Origin of the sequence: Rhodoferax mekongensis (assembly GCF_032191775.1) — a bacterium.
In the GTDB taxonomy this organism is placed as follows: Bacteria; Pseudomonadota; Gammaproteobacteria; order Burkholderiales; family Burkholderiaceae_C; genus Allorhodoferax; species Allorhodoferax mekongensis.
Genome location: NZ_CP132507.1, coordinates 241658 through 257611, shown reverse-complemented (window position 1 = coordinate 257611; position 15954 = coordinate 241658). Strand labels below are relative to the sequence as shown.

Below are 15954 nucleotides of genomic sequence, written 5' to 3'. Positions count from 1 at the left end.
CACAAAAGATTTATCGATCTTGATGTAGTCGATGTCCAGTTGTTGCAGGTAGGCCAGCGACGAATAGCCCGTGCCGAAATCGTCCAGTGCGACCTGGATGCCAGCATCCCGCCATTCGAGCAATTGCTCGGAGACCGACGCATTGGTCTCCAGCAGCAGGCCTTCGGTGATTTCAACCACCAGGCTCATGCCGGGAAGACCCATTTCTTCGAGTCGTTTCACCCATGATTTATCGGCCGGCCAGCGCCTGCGGAACTGCACCGGGGAACTGTTCATGCTGACCTGGAAGTGCGGGTGGAGCCTGTCTCGCCATACCATCAGCTGCCGCGACACCTCTGAAAAAACCCAGTCTCCGATCTCCACTATCAGGTCGCTGCTCTCGGCTACCGGGATAAAGTCTGCCGGACTGATCATTCCGAGCAGAGGGTGACGCCATCGCAAAAGAGCCTCAGCCTTGCGGACTTGGCCATTGTTCAGGTCCACAATTGGTTGATAGTGCAGTTCAAACTGCTGATGCGCGAGCGCGTCGTGCAGGTCATTGGTAATGCGGGCACGCTGTACAGCGGCGTCATGCAAGGCGGGCGTGAAGAAACTGAATCGGTTGCGTCCGGCTCCCTTGGCTTCGTACATCGCTTGGTCCGCATTTTTGTACAGGGTTTCGACCTCTGAGCCATCGTCCGGGCAAAGCGTGACACCGATGCTGGCTGACACGAATACGCGCTCCCGGTGCAACTCAAACGGACTCGACAGCGTATGCAGCAGCTTCTGCAGCAGGTGTTCCAAGTGGAAGTCTGTATCCAGCTCGGTAATCAACAACGTGAATTCGTCACCACCCATGCGCGCAACCGTGTCGTGCTCCCGCACACAAGAGCGCAAACGTCGGGCGGCTTCAATGAGCAACAGATCACCTGCGTCGTGCCCCATGGTGTCATTGACCTCCTTGAAGTGGTCGAGGTCAATGAACAGGACTGCCATTTTCCGGCCATCACGTCGGTTGCGTTTGATCTCCTGCTCGATACGGTCCCGCAGCATGCGCCGGTTGGGCAGCCCGGTGAGCGGGTCAAAGTAAGCCTGTTGACGCACCAGTGCCTCGGCCTGTTTGCGGTCGGAGATGTCTGTGTGGGTCCCGACCATCCGCAGGGGCTTGCCCTCAGCATCCCGGCTGACAACCATGCCGCGGGTAAGAATCCATTTCCATGTGCCGTCTTTGCACCGTACTCGGTGTTCGTTATGGTAGGTCGGCGTCAAACCATCAAAATGAGCTTGCCTGTCGTTGAGCATCTGCGGCAAGTCATCGGGGTGTGTCCGGCTATCCAAGGCGTCCGGGTGCTGGTGGAGCTCTTCTTCCGTGAACCCATACATCTCCACCAGTCGCTTGGAGTAAAATTCCCGACCCTCGGGGATGTGCCAGTCCCAGATGCCGTCCCCTGTGCTCTCCATCGCCAATTTCCAGCGCTCTTCACTTTGCTGGAGCAGCGCCTCTGCTTCTTTGCGTTCCTGGATATCGACGTGGGTGCCGATCATCCGCAGCGGCTTTCCGTCTGCGCTTCTGCGGACCACCATGCCGCTGGTCAAAATCCATTTCCAGCTTCCGTCCTTGCAACGGAGTCGGAGCTCGGTGGAGTAGCTGGCAGACTTGCCTTCCAAATATTGGTTGAAGGAGCGTTCCACCCGATCACGGTCCTCAGGGTGGATACGTTCCACAAAGCTACGGTTGCGTGCTTCTATCTCGCCATATTCATATCCCAGCATTTCCTGCCATCGGCGAGAGTGCATCTGGTCGCCGGTCTCGAGGTTCCAGTCCCACGCACCTGCACCGGACCCCTCCAAGGCAAGCTTCCACAGGCTGGCATCGTTTTCATCAAAACGATCCTCCCCGCCTGCAGGCGCGGCGTCAGCGGAGAAGGGTTTTGGAGGGGTCACAGTCGTGTGCTGAGTGATATTTTTCACTTTACCCGAAGGTGCATCCATTGATGCACCGTGAAGTGTGAAATTTATGAGGTGCCGACATGCGAAAAGCCTTGGATTTCAGAGGCTCTTTTGAACGATAACTTAAACAGAGTGAAATATAATTTATTTAAATTGTTAAAAATGTTAGGATGAGCCATGACCCATGCTCGAACCCGTACCAGTACTGAAGCGCTTGCCATGTTGGGAGATCGCGTTCTCCTGAGCTACATCGTCCTTTCTGCGATAGCGGCTGTCGTTTTGGGTTTTTCCTTTGTGGACAGCGGGTTGGCCATAGGCGCTACGGTTGTGCTGCTAGGGGCTGCTGTCGGTGTTTTCGCTGTAGCCAGATACACCTTGCTAAGCCGTTTTATATTGGCTTTTGTGCTCGTTGCCTTCGTGGTTTTGCACATTCAATTGGCGCGCGGCATGGAGGAAATGCACTTCGGTGTGTTCGTGTCACTCGCGCTGTTTTTGACCTACCGCGATTGGCGTGTCATCGTGTTCGGAGCGGTATTGTTCGCCGTACACCATGTGGTGTTTGACCGTCTACAGGCGGCAGGCTTCGGTTTGTATTGCATCAGCCAACCCGATTTCGGTCGCATTGTGATCCATGCTGTTTACGTCATCATCCAGACGAGTGTGGAGTCGGTCATGGCGATCAACATGGCGCGTGCTGCCCGCGAGGGCGACGAGTTGCGGGTGCTCGTGGCCCAAGTCAATCGTGATGCCACCATTGACTTGAATGTCCACGACGTGAAAACCACGACCAAAGGTGGTGACATGTTGCGCGAAACCCTGGCGCGTATGGAAGCCGCAGTGGCGGCGGTGCGCAGCAACTCTGCGAGCATCGAGGTGGCTTGCTCTGAAATCGCCAGCGGTAACCAGGACCTCAGCAACCGGACAGAGCAGACGGCTGCCAATTTGCAGCGTACCTCCAGCAGCATGACCCAGCTGACCAGTGCGGTTCAACAGTCCGCAGAAAATGCGCGCGAGGCGAACCAACTGGCCATGACGGCCAGCACTACCGCCACCAAGGGGGGTGAAGTGGTGGGCCAAGTGGTGCAGACCATGCAGGGCATCAACGAAGCCAGCCGCAAGATCAGCGACATCATCAGCGTGATCGACGGCATCGCTTTCCAAACCAATATTCTTGCCTTGAATGCGGCGGTGGAGGCTGCGCGTGCCGGAGAGCAAGGCCGTGGATTTGCCGTGGTGGCAAGCGAGGTCCGCTCGCTCGCTGGCCGAAGCGCAGAAGCCGCAAAGGAAATCAAGACCCTCATCAACGCCAGTGTTGAGCGTGTGGAACAAGGCAGTGCACTGGTGAACCATGCAGGCGAGACCATGACGGAAGTCGTGACCAGCATCCGCCGTGTGACCGACATCATGGGTGAGATCAGCGCCGCCAGTACCGCTCAGGCCCAAGGCGTCAGCGAAGTCAGTGAAGCGGTCACCGAGATGGACCAAGCGACACAACAGAACGCGGCGTTGGTGGAAGAGATGGCAGCGGCAGCCGGCAGCTTGCGCAGCCAGGCCCAGGAGCTGGTGCAGACGGTTTCGGTGTTTCACCAATAAGCGTCAACGGATCTGAATCCGCCCTTGTGCCTCCCGGTCTTTTCCGGCTGAGGCATGATCAGTGCGTCCATCGCTTCTGGTCGCGTTATGTCCTCTGAACTCCGCCCTGCACACCGGTACGCCAACTCCGATCCTGAGGTCGTGATCGGCAATATCCCATGGTACGAGATGGTCTGGCGCTCACTCCGTGGGGATTTCAAGCCCAAGGCTGAACCCGCTGACGGGTACGCTGGATTTGAAAAGGCCTGGTCGGTGCCGGTGGACCATGCGCGGTTGCTGCAGCGGCAGGACGCGCCTCGCGTGACATGGCTGGGTCATGTAACGGTTCTGTTGCAAGTGGCCGGACTCAATGTGTTGATGGATCCGACCCTCGCCGATTTTGCCGGACCCATGGGCAAGTTCGGCGCGCGACGCAGAGTGCGTGCTCCCATCAGCCCTGAGCAATTGCCGCCCATTGATCTGGTGCTTATTTCGCACAACCATTACGACCATTTGTGCGATGCCACCATCACGCGCCTGTTGGCCTCGGGCCAAACGCCTGAGTTTCTGGTGCCCAAGGGCTTGAAGTCCTGGTTTGACCGGCGGGGTATTGCCAACGTGACCGAGTTGGATTGGTGGCAGTCCGTGGACATGCCCCACAAGGTCAAGCTGCACTTCACACCATCGCAGCATTGGAGCCGGCGCACACCTTGGGATACCAATGCATCGCTGTGGGGCGGATATTGTCTGGAGTGGTCACGCCCCGGGGCTCAGCCATGGCGCTTTCTATTCCCTGGCGATACGGGCTACAGCAAGGATTTCAAAACCATACGCCAGCGCATAGGCGCCATGGACTTTGTGGCATTGCCCATAGGCGCTTATCTGCCACGGGACTTCATGAAACCGATGCATGTGAACCCGACGGATGCTGTACAGATGCTGTTGGATCTGGAAGCGCCCTTGGCCATGGGGGTGCATTGGGGCACCTTCATGCTCACTCAAGAGGCCTTCGACCAACCACCACACGATCTGGCCGCTGCGCTGCAAGCGCAAGGGCTGGCGCAAGACCGCGTGTGGTTGTTGCGGCATGGCGAAACCCGCGCCATACCGCTGCCTGCCTAAGCGGGGTTACGCCGCGCGGGGCTTGACCTTGGAGGCCGCCAGCTTCGCGTTGGCGCGGGCCGTGTCGGTATCGGTGGCGCGCGCCAAGGCCACGCCCATGCGTCGCTTGGTAAAACTCTCGGGTTTGCCGAACAGGCGCAGGTCGGTGTTGGGCACACGCAGGGCCTCTTCCACACCATCAAACACAATGCCTTGTGCTTCCACGCCGCCGTAAATCACAGCGCTGGCACCCGGATTGCGCAAGGAGGTGTCCACCGGCAAAGCCAGAATGGCACGTGCGTGCAACTCAAACTCGCTTTGGTGCTGCGTGCACAGAGTCACCAGCCCGGTGTCATGCGGGCGTGGGCTCACTTCGCTGAACCACACCTGCTCGCCCTTTACAAACAACTCCACACCAAAAAGGCCCTGGCCACCGAGGTTGTCGGTCACAGCTTTGGACACTTCACGCGCACGCGCCAATGCGGCAGGGTGCATCGCCATGGGTTGCCAGCTTTCCACATAGTCGCCGCTGACCTGGATGTGGCCGATAGGATCGCAGAAACTGGTCACGATGTTTCCATCCGCACCCACGGAGCGCACGGTAAGTTGCGTGATTTCATAGTCGAAGTCGATGAAGCCCTCTACGATCACACGACCATGGCTCACCCGGCCCCCAGCCATGGCGTAGTCCCATGCTTTTTGCACGTCAGCTGGTCCGTCGATTTTGCTTTGGCCCTTGCCGGAGCTGCTCATCACCGGTTTCACGATGCAGGGGTAGCCGATGCCCGGCTTGCCTTCGACACCTTCAATCGCAGCCTGGAGTTCAGCCAGCGAGTCGCAGAATTGGTAGGGGCTGGTTGGCAAGCCCAGTGTTTCCGCTGCAAGGCGGCGTATGCCTTCGCGGTCCATGGTCAGGCGCGCAGCGCGTGCTGTCGGAATCACGCGGACGGTGCCAGCGGCCTCCAGCTCTTCAAGCATGGGGGTGGCAATGGCTTCAATTTCGGGGACCACCAGCATGGGGCGCTCGGCTTCCACCAGCGCCTTGAGCTGGGCGGGGTCGCTCATGGTGATGGTGCGTGCATGGTGGGCCACCTGCTGGCCGGGTGCGTTTTCATAGCGGTCCACGGCAATGGTCTCCACGCCCAGACGCTGCAGCGCTATCAGTACTTCTTTGCCCAGTTCTCCGCTGCCCAGCAGCATGACTTTGGTGGCATTGGGGGACAGTGGGGTTCCGAGGGTGGTCATATCAGGTGTGTGATGAGAGAGCGGGGCTCTATTGTCGCTTGCCTCCCATCAAGCCTTTGGGCCACTCACGATGTGCGTTTGAGTGTTCACAAAACGATCGGCGATTGAAGTAAATGCTGGATTTAATTAATCTATTTGTGTTAATTAATTAATTAAATAATATAAATTTGTGTTGCCTGAAGTCCCTTTGTGGAGAGGTTCTCATGAACAAAACGCCGTGGTATTCCCGTTTGGGTGTGGGTGGCAAGCTCTCTTTGAGCATCGTCGCGCTGGTGGGTGTCTTTGTGGCGGTGCTGGTCGGCAGCATCGGATATACCTTGGGGCAGGTGATCGAAAGCCGTGCAAACCGCGAGGTGGGAGACAAAACCAAGCTCATCGTCGATCTGGTGGAGGCCACAGACGCTGACTTGCGTAACCGTGCGGTCGGCCTCTCCAAAATCTTCGCGGCCAAGTTGAGTGGGGGCTTTGCGCTCAGCGGCGAGACCGTCAACATCGGAGACAAACCCACACCCGTCCTGACACTCGCGGGCAAACCGGTCAACATGGATTTCGGTCTGGTGGACCAGTTCACAGAGGCTACCGGCGCTGTAGCGACCGTTTTCGCGAGCAGTGGAGAGGACTTCGTCCGTGTGACCACCTCCCTCAAGAACGACAAAGGTGAGCGGGTGGTGGGTACGCAACTCGACCGGGCCCACCCGGGTTACAAGGCGGTCCGCGAGGGCAGCAGCTACACGGGCCTTGCAGCATTGTTCGGCCGCCAGTACATGACGCACTACGAACCCATAAAGGATGGCATGGGCAAGGTGGTCGGCCTGGCATTTGTGGGCTTGGACTTTACGGATTACCTCAAGAGGCTCAAAGACACGATCCGGGCCATGAAGATCGGCAACTCCGGGTACTTCTATGTGCTCGATGCACGCCCGGGCGCCAACTACGGCAACCTTATCGTGCACCCCGCATCGGAAGGCAAAAACATTCTGGATTCCAAGGACCCGGACGGACGGGAGTTCATCAAGGACATCCTTGAGCAAAAGTCCGGGACTATCCGCTACCCGTGGATCAATGCCAGCATGGGCGAAACCAAAGCACGCGAAAAAGTGGTGGCATTCACCTTCCTGAAGCCTTGGAACTGGGTAGTTGCGGGCGGTACCTATGTGGATGAATACACCAGCGAAGTCCGCTCAGTACGAAACATCTTTGCGATGTCGGGGCTGGTGGTGGTCGTCTTCACGGCCATGGTTCTGTTCTACATGGTCAAGCGCACAGTGACCCAGCCTTTGAAAGAGGTGCAAAGCGCCGCGAGCCGTATTGCCGGTGGTGACCTTACAGTGCAACTGAGCAAACGCAGCAATGACGAAATCGGCCAAATGGTGGATGCCATCAATCAGATTGGTTCAGGACTGGCCAGCGTGGTCGAGTCCGTGCGGGAGGGCTCAGAAAGCGTGGCCAATGCCAGCTCAGAAATTGCCCAAGGTAACCAGGATCTGTCCATGCGCACCGAGCAGCAGGCGAGTGCTTTGCAGCAAACCGCTAGCAGCATGGCCACCCTGAGTGGTACGGTGAGCCACAACGTGGACAACGCGAAGCAAGCGAACCAGTTGGCCATCAGCGCGTCGGATGTAGCCATGCGCGGCGGACAGGTGATGGAGCAGGTGGTGGAGACCATGAAGGGCATCAACCAGTCTTCCGCCCGCATTGCCGACATCATCGGCGTGATCGACGGGATTGCCTTCCAGACCAACATCCTCGCACTCAATGCGGCGGTGGAGGCAGCCCGGGCCGGCGAGCAGGGGCGTGGATTTGCCGTGGTGGCCAGCGAGGTGAGGTCATTGGCGGGCCGAAGTGCAGAGGCCGCCAAAGAAATCAAAACCCTGATCAGCGACAGCGTTGGCCGCGTGGAGCAGGGCACGCAACTGGTCAATCAAGCGGGCGAGACCATGACCGAGGTGGTGGCATCCATTCGCCGGGTGAACGACATCATGGGCGAGATCACAGCGGCCAGTTCAGAACAAAGCAGCGGGGTCAGTCAGGTCAGCGAGGCGGTCAACCAGATGGACCAGACCACCCAGCAAAACGCTGCGCTGGTCGAAGAAATGGCCGCTGCCGCGAGCAGCCTGCGCACCCAGGCCGGGGAGCTGGTGAACACGGTCTCGGTGTTCCGCACCGGCAGCGGAGACGGCAGTGCGTCCCCGCGTCTACTTGCGCATTAAGGTGCTCTTGCCAAAAAGCGACTCGATCAGGTCCACCGCCACCTCCGCGGTACGGTTGCGCTCATCCAGCGCGGGGTTGAGCTCAAACACATCGAGGCTGGCCATGCGACCGGTGTCGGCAATCATCTCCATGCACAGCTGCGCTTCGCGGTAGGTGGGCCCCCCGCGTACGGTGGTACCCACGCCGGGGGCGATGTCGGGGTCCAGAAAGTCCACGTCAAAACTCACATGCAAGTGGGTGTTGCTGTCAATCAGGGCCAAGGCCAGCTCCATCGCGGCGCGCATGCCCATCTCATCGATGTAACGCATGTCAAAGACCTCCAGGTCCTGCTCATGCACAAAGCGCTTTTCGCCCTCGTCCACGCTGCGGATGCCGATCTGGCGCACCCATTTGGGCGAGATGGCGGGCACCTGCCCGCCGATCTCAATCAGCTCTAGCGGCCCGAAGCCACACAGACAGGCCACCGGCATGCCGTGGATATTGCCGCTGGGCGTGAGCGTGTTGGTGTTGAAGTCAGCGTGGGCGTCCAGCCACAGCACCCGCAGTTTTTTGCCGGTATCGCGGCAGTGACGTGCCACCGCGCTGATGGACCCTATTCCCAGGCAGTGGTCCCCGCCCAGCACGATGGGCAGTCGGCCGTCCTGCAGCTCGGCGTACACCGCGTCATGCAGGCTGCGGTTCCAGGCAGTCACTTCGGGCAGGTGGCGGTAGCCGTTTACCGGCGGTTGCCAAGGGTTACTCGGGCCGCTCAGGTTGCCCTTGTCCAGCACCTCCAGACCGTGGCTTTGCAGCACGCTGGTGATGTTGGCCACGCGCAGGGCTTCCGGGCCCATGCTGGCGCCACGGCTGCCCGCGCCGATGTCGGTAGGTGCACCTATCAGGCTGATCTTGTGGTTCATGGTGTTTGCAACTGGAATACGGGGAGTCGCTCGCCCACCAGCAGGCCGCGTGCGTTGCGGATTTCGGCGGCTCGCCAGGGTTTCAGTGCGGCGCGTTGTACATCATCCAGCCAACCCAGTTGGTCCAGCACCTCGACGCTGGCGGCAAACAGGGCGGGTTTGTTGCCGTCAATGATCTTGAGTGCAAATGCCTCGCCACGACTTTTGCTGCCGACCACCTGCACACCGTCGGCCCCGACCTTGCTGACCCAGTCGCCCCGGCCCACGCGCATAAAGTCCAGGTCGTTGCGGCCGGTACCGCTCACCATCTCGGGGTAGGCTGTCATGGCCTCGCTCAGAAGGGCAAAGCTGGTACCAAACTCCGGGTCTTGTGCGCCACTGGCCAAGCGTGCATAACCACGCGCCAGCTTGGAGAGGGGCATGGCGAAGTTGGGGGCGGAGCAGCCGTCGATGCCTCGCGGCATGTCTTGTACATCCATGCCCACTGCGCGTGCCACATCGCGGGCGATGGCCTGCTGCAAAGGGTGCTCAGGTGCGGTGTAGTCGTCCAGTGGCAGGTCATGCTGCTCGCAGTACGCCACAAAACCCGCATGCTTGCCGCTGCAGTTGTTATGGGCCTCGGTGTAGGTGGCGCCTTCGGGCGCGCCCTTGTCAAAGTAGCTGAAGAGCAGCGGCACATGGCAGCCGCAACGCAAGGTTTTGTAGCTGTGCCCGGCCTTGGCCAGCATGCTGTTGGCGGCATCCACATGCATGGCTTCGCCGTTGTGGCTGGCGCAGAGCAGCGCGTTCTCGGCCTGGCTGAAGCCGAACTGGGCAGGCCCGCCGGCTTCCACAAAAGGCAAGGCTTGCAAGGCCTTGAGCGTGGAACGGGTGAAGGTCACCAGATGCGGGTCGCCGGCAAAAGCTTTGAGGCTGCCGGCGCGGTCGGTCACGGCGACGGCGCCGAAGTGCAAACATTCGGGCGTGCCGCCACGGGTGAGTTGGATCAGGGGTGTGAGGTTCAAGGGCGTTGCTCTCCTATGCAGAGCGTAGCCGAATTCGCTTCCACAGGCCCACACCCTGTCTATACTGAAACGCTATTGCCACTGCCAACATTTGCATAGCCCATGCTGACACCCGAACAGAAAACCCGCTACGCGCAGGACGGCTACATCATCCTGTCCGATTTCAAGCCTGCTGCCGAGATTGCTGCCTTGCGCGCGCGGGCCGAGGCCATCGTCGAGGCCTTTGACCCCGCTGAGAGCAAGACGATCTTCACCACCAACGATCAGGTGCGCAAGGTGGACCGCTACTTCCTGGACTCCGCCGAGCGCATCAGCTGTTTCTTTGAGGAAGAGGCGTTCGGTCCCGATGGTGAACTGCGCCAAGCCAAAGCCCTGTCGATCAACAAAATCGGCCACGCCATGCACGACCAGGACCCGGTGTTCGAGGCCTTTTCGCATGGCCCGGCGCTGGCGGAGGTCGCCGCGGATGTGGGGCTCACCCGCCCGCAGGTGTGGCAGTCCATGTACATCTTCAAGCAGCCCGGTATCGGCGGTGAAGTGGGCTGGCACCAGGACGCCACCTTTTTTGACACCACGCCCATCAGCGTGACCACCTTCTGGTTCGCACTGGAAGACGCCACCCTGTCCAATGGTTGCTTGTGGACCGAACCCGGTGGTCACCGTGGCCCCCGGGGGGTGCTGCGCGAGCGCTTTGAGCGCCATGGCGATGTGGTCACCATGAACAAACTCGATGCCACCCCGTGGCCTGCCAGCAATGTGAATGCAATTCCACTGGAGGTAAAGGCCGGTGCGCTGGTGGTGTTCCACGGGCTGTTGCCGCACTACAGCGCGCCCAACCGATCTGCGGTTTCGCGCCATGCCTACACCCTGCATGTGACGGACGCTGGCACCGAGTACGCCGCCACCAACTGGCTGCAACGGAATGCAAATCAGCCGGTACGCGGTTTCTTGATCTGATTGCTATGAATTGGATAGCTGCTAGCGCATATTACATGGGCGCTAGTGGCTTATTTGTTGCCTGAAGTTCGGCGGGGCGTATCCAAGGCTATAGGGGGCTGGGGTCTACAAACTGTTGCATTCAGCGGGCTTTTTCTGCTTTTCAAGCCGGCAGGCTTGTGCCACAGTGGGGCCCTGAGTGTGTCGGGAGTGCGCCATGAAAGCCCTAGCCTTCGCGTTCCTAAGCTGTGCCGTGCTGGCGGGGCCTGCGTGCGCCCAGGAGCTGATTTCACTCACGCGCCTGCCATCCGGTGCAGCGCCCTCCCTCCATCAGTCGGACCGCAACCTCTTGGCCAAGTCGGACTCCGACCGCAAATCCATCGAAGCGACCCTGCAGAACACCCTGGTGGCATATGACACCCGCCACGACGGGGCCCGGAAAAAACTGGGTGTGGCACTGACTTCATTCAGCAGCATCCCCTTGGAACTGGCCTACGACCCCAACGGCAAAAACCTGATGGCCCAATGGCGTTCGGTGTACACCACCGCCGCGGGACAGTCCTTTCAGTACCAGGCCTTTGTGGGCGAGTCCGGCACCATCAACTTCGTGATCAGCTCGAAGTTCTGATGGCGATCCCCATCGGCGGTCAGCGGAAAAACAAGGGCATCAGCAGCGACGCCAGCACCACTTGCAGGCCCAGCGCCAGCCCCGCGTAGGCGCCGGCATCCGCATTCACCTGGAGCGCGCGTGCCGCGCCTATGCCGTGCGAGGCGGTGCCCAGCGCAAAGCCGCGTGCGGCCCAGCCGCTGCCACTGTAGGGAAGGCGGAGCAGGCCAAAAATGAGCTTGCCGCTCAGTGCCCCGATCAGGCCGGTGAGCACGGCAAACACGGCTGACAGCGCAGGAATACCACCTATCTTTTCAGCGATGCCCATCGCCACGGGCGCAGTCACGGACTTGGGCGCCATGGACAGCAGCACATCGCCGGGCAAACCCAGGGCCCAGCCCAATGCCAGTGCGGATCCGCAGGCCGCCGTGCCGCCGACCAAGGCGGCCACGAGCAAACGCCCCCAACGTTTTTGCACTTCGGCCCTGCGTTGCCACAGGGGCCAGCCCAAGGCAACGACCGCCGGTCCCAGCAAAAAGTGGATGAACTGCGCACCCGAGAAGTACCCTGGGTAGCTCACCCCGGTGGCCAGCAAGAGGCAGGCTAGGGTGAACACGCTCCAGAGTACCGGGTTGGCCCAAGCGGCTTGGCCGGTGCGCTGGTACACAGCGTGCGCCAGCACATAGGTCACCAGGGTGGCCGTCAAGCCGAAGAGTGGTGTGGCCGACAGGTAGACCCACAGAGCCACTACCTCAGCCATGGGGAGCCTCGTCTTCTATGTCCCGGCGGCTCAGGGTGTACAGGGTCAGTGCCGTGACGGCAAGACCTATCCAGGTGGACAGCACCAGCACCACCAGCATGCGCCCGCCATACTGGCTGAGCAGGGCCAAGTGGGTCATGACGCCCACCCCGACCGGTATGAATAAAAGCGAGAGATGACTGAGCAGAAAGTCCGCGCACTGGCTGACGGGCTCACGCACCAGGGGCCACCGAAGGGCCGGAATCAGCAAGACCATGCCGACCACCGGGCCAGGAAACGGCAGGTGCAGACCGCGGGCCAGCAACTCACCGGCGCTTTGCAGCGCCAGGAGCCAGGCCAAGCCGCGCAAGCCTTGCATGGCGGCTAGAACCGGGGCAGGTCCGGGTGCTTGATCTTGCCGCCGCGCACCAGTTCCTTGCCGTACTCCGCGCAGCGGTGCAGGGTTGGAATGACCTTGCCGGGGTTGAGCAGGCCCTTGGGGTCGAACGCCTCTTTGAGGGCGAACATCTGGGCGTTCTCCTGGGCGCTGAACTGCACGCACATGCTGTTGAGCTTTTCCACGCCCACGCCATGCTCGCCGGTCACGGTGCCGCCCATGGCGACGCTGGTTTCCAGAATTTCGGCGCCAAACAGCTCGCAGCGGTGCAGTTGGTCAGGGTCATTCGCATCGAACAAGATCAGCGGGTGCAGGTTGCCGTCCCCGGCGTGGAACACGTTGGCACAGCGCAGCTGGTATTTCTTCTCCATTTCTGCAATGGCCAGCAGGATGTCGGCCAGCCGGGCGCGGGGAATGGTGCTGTCCATGCACATGTAGTCGGGGCTGATGCGGCCGCTGGCGGGGAACGCGTTTTTGCGCCCGCTCCAGAAGCGCAGGCGCTCGGCCTCGCTGTTGCTCACCGCAATGCCGGTGGCACCGGCGGCGCGCAGCACTTCGCTCATGCGGCCGATTTCTTCTTCCACCTCTTCGGGCGTGCCGTCGCTCTCGCACAGCAGAATGGCTTCCGCGCTCAGGTCGTAGCCCGCATGCACAAAGTCTTCCACGGCGGCGGTCATGGGCTTGTCCATCATTTCCAGCCCAGCGGGGATGATGCCGGCGGCGATCACCGCAGCCACCGCATCGCCCGCTTTGCGCAGGTCGTCAAAGCTGGCCATGATGCAGCGGGCCAGCTGGGGCTTGGGCACCAGCTTGACAGTGACCTCGGTGGTCACGGCCAGCATGCCCTCGCTGCCGACTACCACGCTCATCAGGTCGTAGCCGGGGGCGTCGAGCGCGTCGCCACCAAATTCGATGGGCGCGCCTTCCATGGTGAAGCCGCGCACCTTGAGCACGTTGTGCAGCGTCAGGCCGTATTTCAGGCAGTGCACGCCACCGGAGTTCTCGGCCACGTTGCCGCCAATGGTGCAGGCAATCTGGCTGCTGGGGTCCGGCGCGTAATACAGCCCATAAGGCGCGGCCGCTTCGCTGATAGCCAGGTTGCGCACGCCGCACTGCACCACCGCCGTGCGGCTGCGTTTGTCTACTTTCAGAATCTTGTTGAACTTGGCCAGAGAGAGTGTGACCCCCATGGCATGGGGCATGGCACCACCGGACAGGCCGGTGCCCGCGCCGCGAGCCACCACCGGCACATTCAAGCCATGGCACACCCGCAGCACCGCAGCCACTTGGTCTTCGGTTTCCGGCAGGGCCACCAGCAAGGGGCGCTGGCGGTAGGCAGTCAGGCCGTCGCACTCATAGGGCGTAGTGTCTTCCGTCTGGTAGAGCAGCGCATGCTTAGGCAAATAAGCCTCTAGCGCCGGCAGAATCAGCGCGAGCAGCTCTCTTTTTTGTAGCATTTCCCGGGCGATTGGATCAAGTGGGGCGTTCATGGGGGAGTCCGGTGCTGAATGGGCAATGACGGAAAGCCCCACTCTAAAAGAAAGCGAAGCCTCGTGGTGTGAAGAAACTTGCAGCGCTGCGTGAAAAAGGGCTAGTCAAAGGCCGCTGGGGCGACTAACCCACGGCTTTTTTGAGCCACTCGGCAAAGGCCGCCACTTCCCAGCGGTCCATGGCGCCGGTGCGCCAGCACAGGTAGTGCGCGTGGGGGCTGGGTGCATTGTGGGCATACAGCCGCACCAGCGAGCCGTTGTCCAGCCAAGGCGAACCCAGCTTCAGGCGGATCAGGCCCACGCCCATGCCGGCGGCGGCACCATCGCACATGAGGCCGATGTCGTTGAACTGCGAACCCTCTACAGGCTCCGGCCAGTCCAGCCCGTTGGCGGCAAACCAGGTGCGCCAGGGCTCCAGCGGGCTGCGCAAAAGGGGCAGGTTGGCCAGGTCTTGCGGGGTTTCGAACGGGCCGTGTTCCCGTACAAAAGCGGGTGAAGCCAGGGGCGTGATCTCGTCTTTCATCAGGCACACATGCTCCATGTCGGCATAGCGGCCTGCGCCGAAGCGCACCATCAGGTCGGCATCTTCAGCCACCACGTCGAGCAGGGGAATGGACACCTGCAGTGTCAGGTCGATCTCGGGGTAGGCGTCGGTGAACTGGCGTAGGCGCGGAATCAGGATGGAGCGCGAAAACGTGGGCGTGACCGCCAGGCGCAGCTTGCGCTTGCCCGGTGCCGCAGCGGCGCTGGGAAACTTCTGCAGGATGGTGAGTCCTTCACGCACATGGGCCAGGTATTCGCTGCCCTCGGTGGTCAGCGAAAAGTCCGCGCGGCCGAACAGCTTGGTACCGATGATTTGCTCCAGCTGCCGCACCCGGTGGCTCACGGCGCTGGGGGTGACAAAGAGCTCTTCTGCCGCCAGGGTGACCGAGCGCAGGCGCGCCAGGGCTTCAAAGGTCAACAGGCACTGAATCGGGGGGATGCGGGAGGCACTCATGGCGGGGATGATGCCACTGAACTCTCCCGCCCTTCCAGACGGAGTTACCCCGTGTGCTCAGAGGTAGGTCGAGGCCAAGCCACCATCCACCGGGATGTTGACACCACTCACCCAGCGCGCTGCGTCGCTGCACAGCCAGGCAATGACCGAGGCCACTTCATCCGGGAACGCCGGACGTGCCATGCGGTGGGCATCGGCCTGCACACGGTCTGCGCCCAGCATGGTGACGAAATCTCCGAGGATGGGCGTGAACACCGGTCCCGGAGCCACGCAGTTCATCCGCACCCCGGTTTTCAGGAACCACTCTTGCGACTGCACCGTGTTCCACACAATGAGGGCTTCCTTGAAGTACTGGTAGCAGGTCTCCTGGGGTACCGGATTTTTTTCTAACCACTTGGCCCCCGCGTCAAAGCCTTGGACTGCGGCCAGCGCTTTGTGAACATCCAGCCGCAGCGGCCATTCGGCCCCGAGAATGGACGCCACGTTGACGATGCTGCCGCCACGAGGGATACGGGGCAAGACCTGCTCCGTCAAGTGGCGCAAGCCCAGATAGTTCACCCGCGCCACCAGATCGCGATCGGCGGTACCGGGCACGCCGGCGATGTTGCAGAGTGCGTCGATCTGCGCCGGCAACTGGGCCACTGCGGCATCGATGCCAGCCACGGTGCTCAGGTCCGCTTTGACAAAGCCCTCCATCGAAATGCTGGCGTCATTGCGGTCTACGCCGATCACTTGGGCGCCTTCAAAACGGGCCAGTCGCGCGACTTCGGCCCCGATGCCGGACGACACGCCGGTCACGACTATGGTTTTTCCGTGCAAGTTCATCA

13 protein-coding genes and 1 pseudogene are annotated in these 15954 nt (G+C 61.0%); 5 read left to right on the top strand and 9 right to left on the bottom strand.

Annotated elements, in window-relative coordinates; translation table 11 throughout:
* Positions 1–48 precede the first annotated feature (48 nt).
* Positions 49–1971, bottom strand: a pseudogene (locus RAN89_RS01185) (putative bifunctional diguanylate cyclase/phosphodiesterase); the annotation flags it as partial.
* Positions 1972–2106: 135 nt separating this feature from the next.
* On the opposite strand from RAN89_RS01185, the gene RAN89_RS01180 reads away from it, so the two are divergent.
* Entirely contained in the window at positions 2107–3522 is a 1416-nt protein-coding gene (locus RAN89_RS01180; RefSeq protein ID WP_313867872.1) for a methyl-accepting chemotaxis protein, read from the top strand.
* An 87-nt stretch (positions 3523–3609) separates the two neighbouring features.
* Positions 3610–4623, top strand: coding sequence for an MBL fold metallo-hydrolase (locus RAN89_RS01175; RefSeq protein ID WP_313867871.1), 1014 nt, complete (start codon positions 3610–3612; stop codon positions 4621–4623).
* A gap of 6 nt (positions 4624–4629) precedes the next feature.
* On the opposite strand, the gene purT is transcribed toward RAN89_RS01175, so the two are convergent.
* Positions 4630–5847, bottom strand: coding sequence for a formate-dependent phosphoribosylglycinamide formyltransferase (gene purT, locus RAN89_RS01170; protein ID WP_313867870.1), 1218 nt, complete (start codon positions 5845–5847; stop codon positions 4630–4632).
* Positions 5848–6050: 203 nt separating this feature from the next.
* Here purT and RAN89_RS01165 point away from each other — a divergent pair, with 203 nt between their 5' ends.
* Positions 6051–8057, top strand: a complete 2007-nt coding sequence (locus RAN89_RS01165) for a methyl-accepting chemotaxis protein (protein WP_313867869.1) — start codon at positions 6051–6053, stop codon at positions 8055–8057.
* On the opposite strand, the gene rocF is transcribed toward RAN89_RS01165, so the two are convergent.
* Together rocF and RAN89_RS01155 are read right to left on the bottom strand one after the other, a co-directional pair.
* Positions 8043–8957, bottom strand: a complete 915-nt coding sequence (gene rocF, locus RAN89_RS01160) for an arginase (protein WP_313867868.1) — start codon at positions 8955–8957, stop codon at positions 8043–8045. The genes RAN89_RS01165 and rocF overlap by 15 nt on opposite strands.
* Positions 8954–9961, bottom strand: a complete 1008-nt coding sequence (locus tag RAN89_RS01155) for an asparaginase (protein WP_313867867.1) — start codon at positions 9959–9961, stop codon at positions 8954–8956. The genes rocF and RAN89_RS01155 overlap by 4 nt, the downstream gene beginning before the upstream one ends.
* Positions 9962–10063: 102 nt before the next feature.
* On the opposite strand from RAN89_RS01155, the gene RAN89_RS01150 reads away from it, so the two are divergent.
* Complete coding sequence (locus RAN89_RS01150) at positions 10064–10918, top strand: phytanoyl-CoA dioxygenase family protein (RefSeq protein WP_313867866.1); 855 nt, start codon at positions 10064–10066, stop codon at positions 10916–10918.
* A gap of 196 nt (positions 10919–11114) precedes the next feature.
* The gene (locus tag RAN89_RS01145; protein WP_313867865.1) at positions 11115–11525 is read left to right on the top strand and encodes a hypothetical protein; all 411 of its coding nucleotides are present in this window, start codon (positions 11115–11117) and stop codon (positions 11523–11525) included.
* A gap of 19 nt (positions 11526–11544) precedes the next feature.
* Here the strand turns inward: RAN89_RS01145 and RAN89_RS01140 are convergent, their stop codons facing one another.
* The 5 genes from RAN89_RS01140 to RAN89_RS01120 form a co-directional block, all read right to left on the bottom strand.
* Positions 11545–12264, bottom strand: coding sequence for an LrgB family protein (locus RAN89_RS01140; protein WP_313867864.1), 720 nt, complete (start codon positions 12262–12264; stop codon positions 11545–11547).
* Positions 12257–12622 (bottom strand): CidA/LrgA family protein, encoded by a 366-nt coding sequence (locus RAN89_RS01135; protein ID WP_313867863.1) that lies wholly within the window; start codon positions 12620–12622, stop codon positions 12257–12259. Before RAN89_RS01135 ends, RAN89_RS01140 begins: the two co-directional genes overlap by 8 nt.
* A 5-nt stretch (positions 12623–12627) precedes the next feature.
* Positions 12628–14130: an FAD-linked oxidase C-terminal domain-containing protein gene (locus tag RAN89_RS01130; RefSeq protein ID WP_313867862.1), complete on the bottom strand. Its 1503-nt coding sequence runs from the start codon at positions 14128–14130 to the stop codon at positions 12628–12630.
* Between the two features lie 124 nt (positions 14131–14254).
* Entirely contained in the window at positions 14255–15127 is an 873-nt protein-coding gene (locus tag RAN89_RS01125; RefSeq protein ID WP_087495381.1) for a LysR substrate-binding domain-containing protein, read from the bottom strand.
* A 57-nt stretch (positions 15128–15184) separates the two neighbouring features.
* Entirely contained in the window at positions 15185–15952 is a 768-nt protein-coding gene (locus RAN89_RS01120) for a coniferyl-alcohol dehydrogenase (RefSeq protein WP_313869321.1), read from the bottom strand.
* Positions 15953–15954 lie beyond the last annotated feature (2 nt).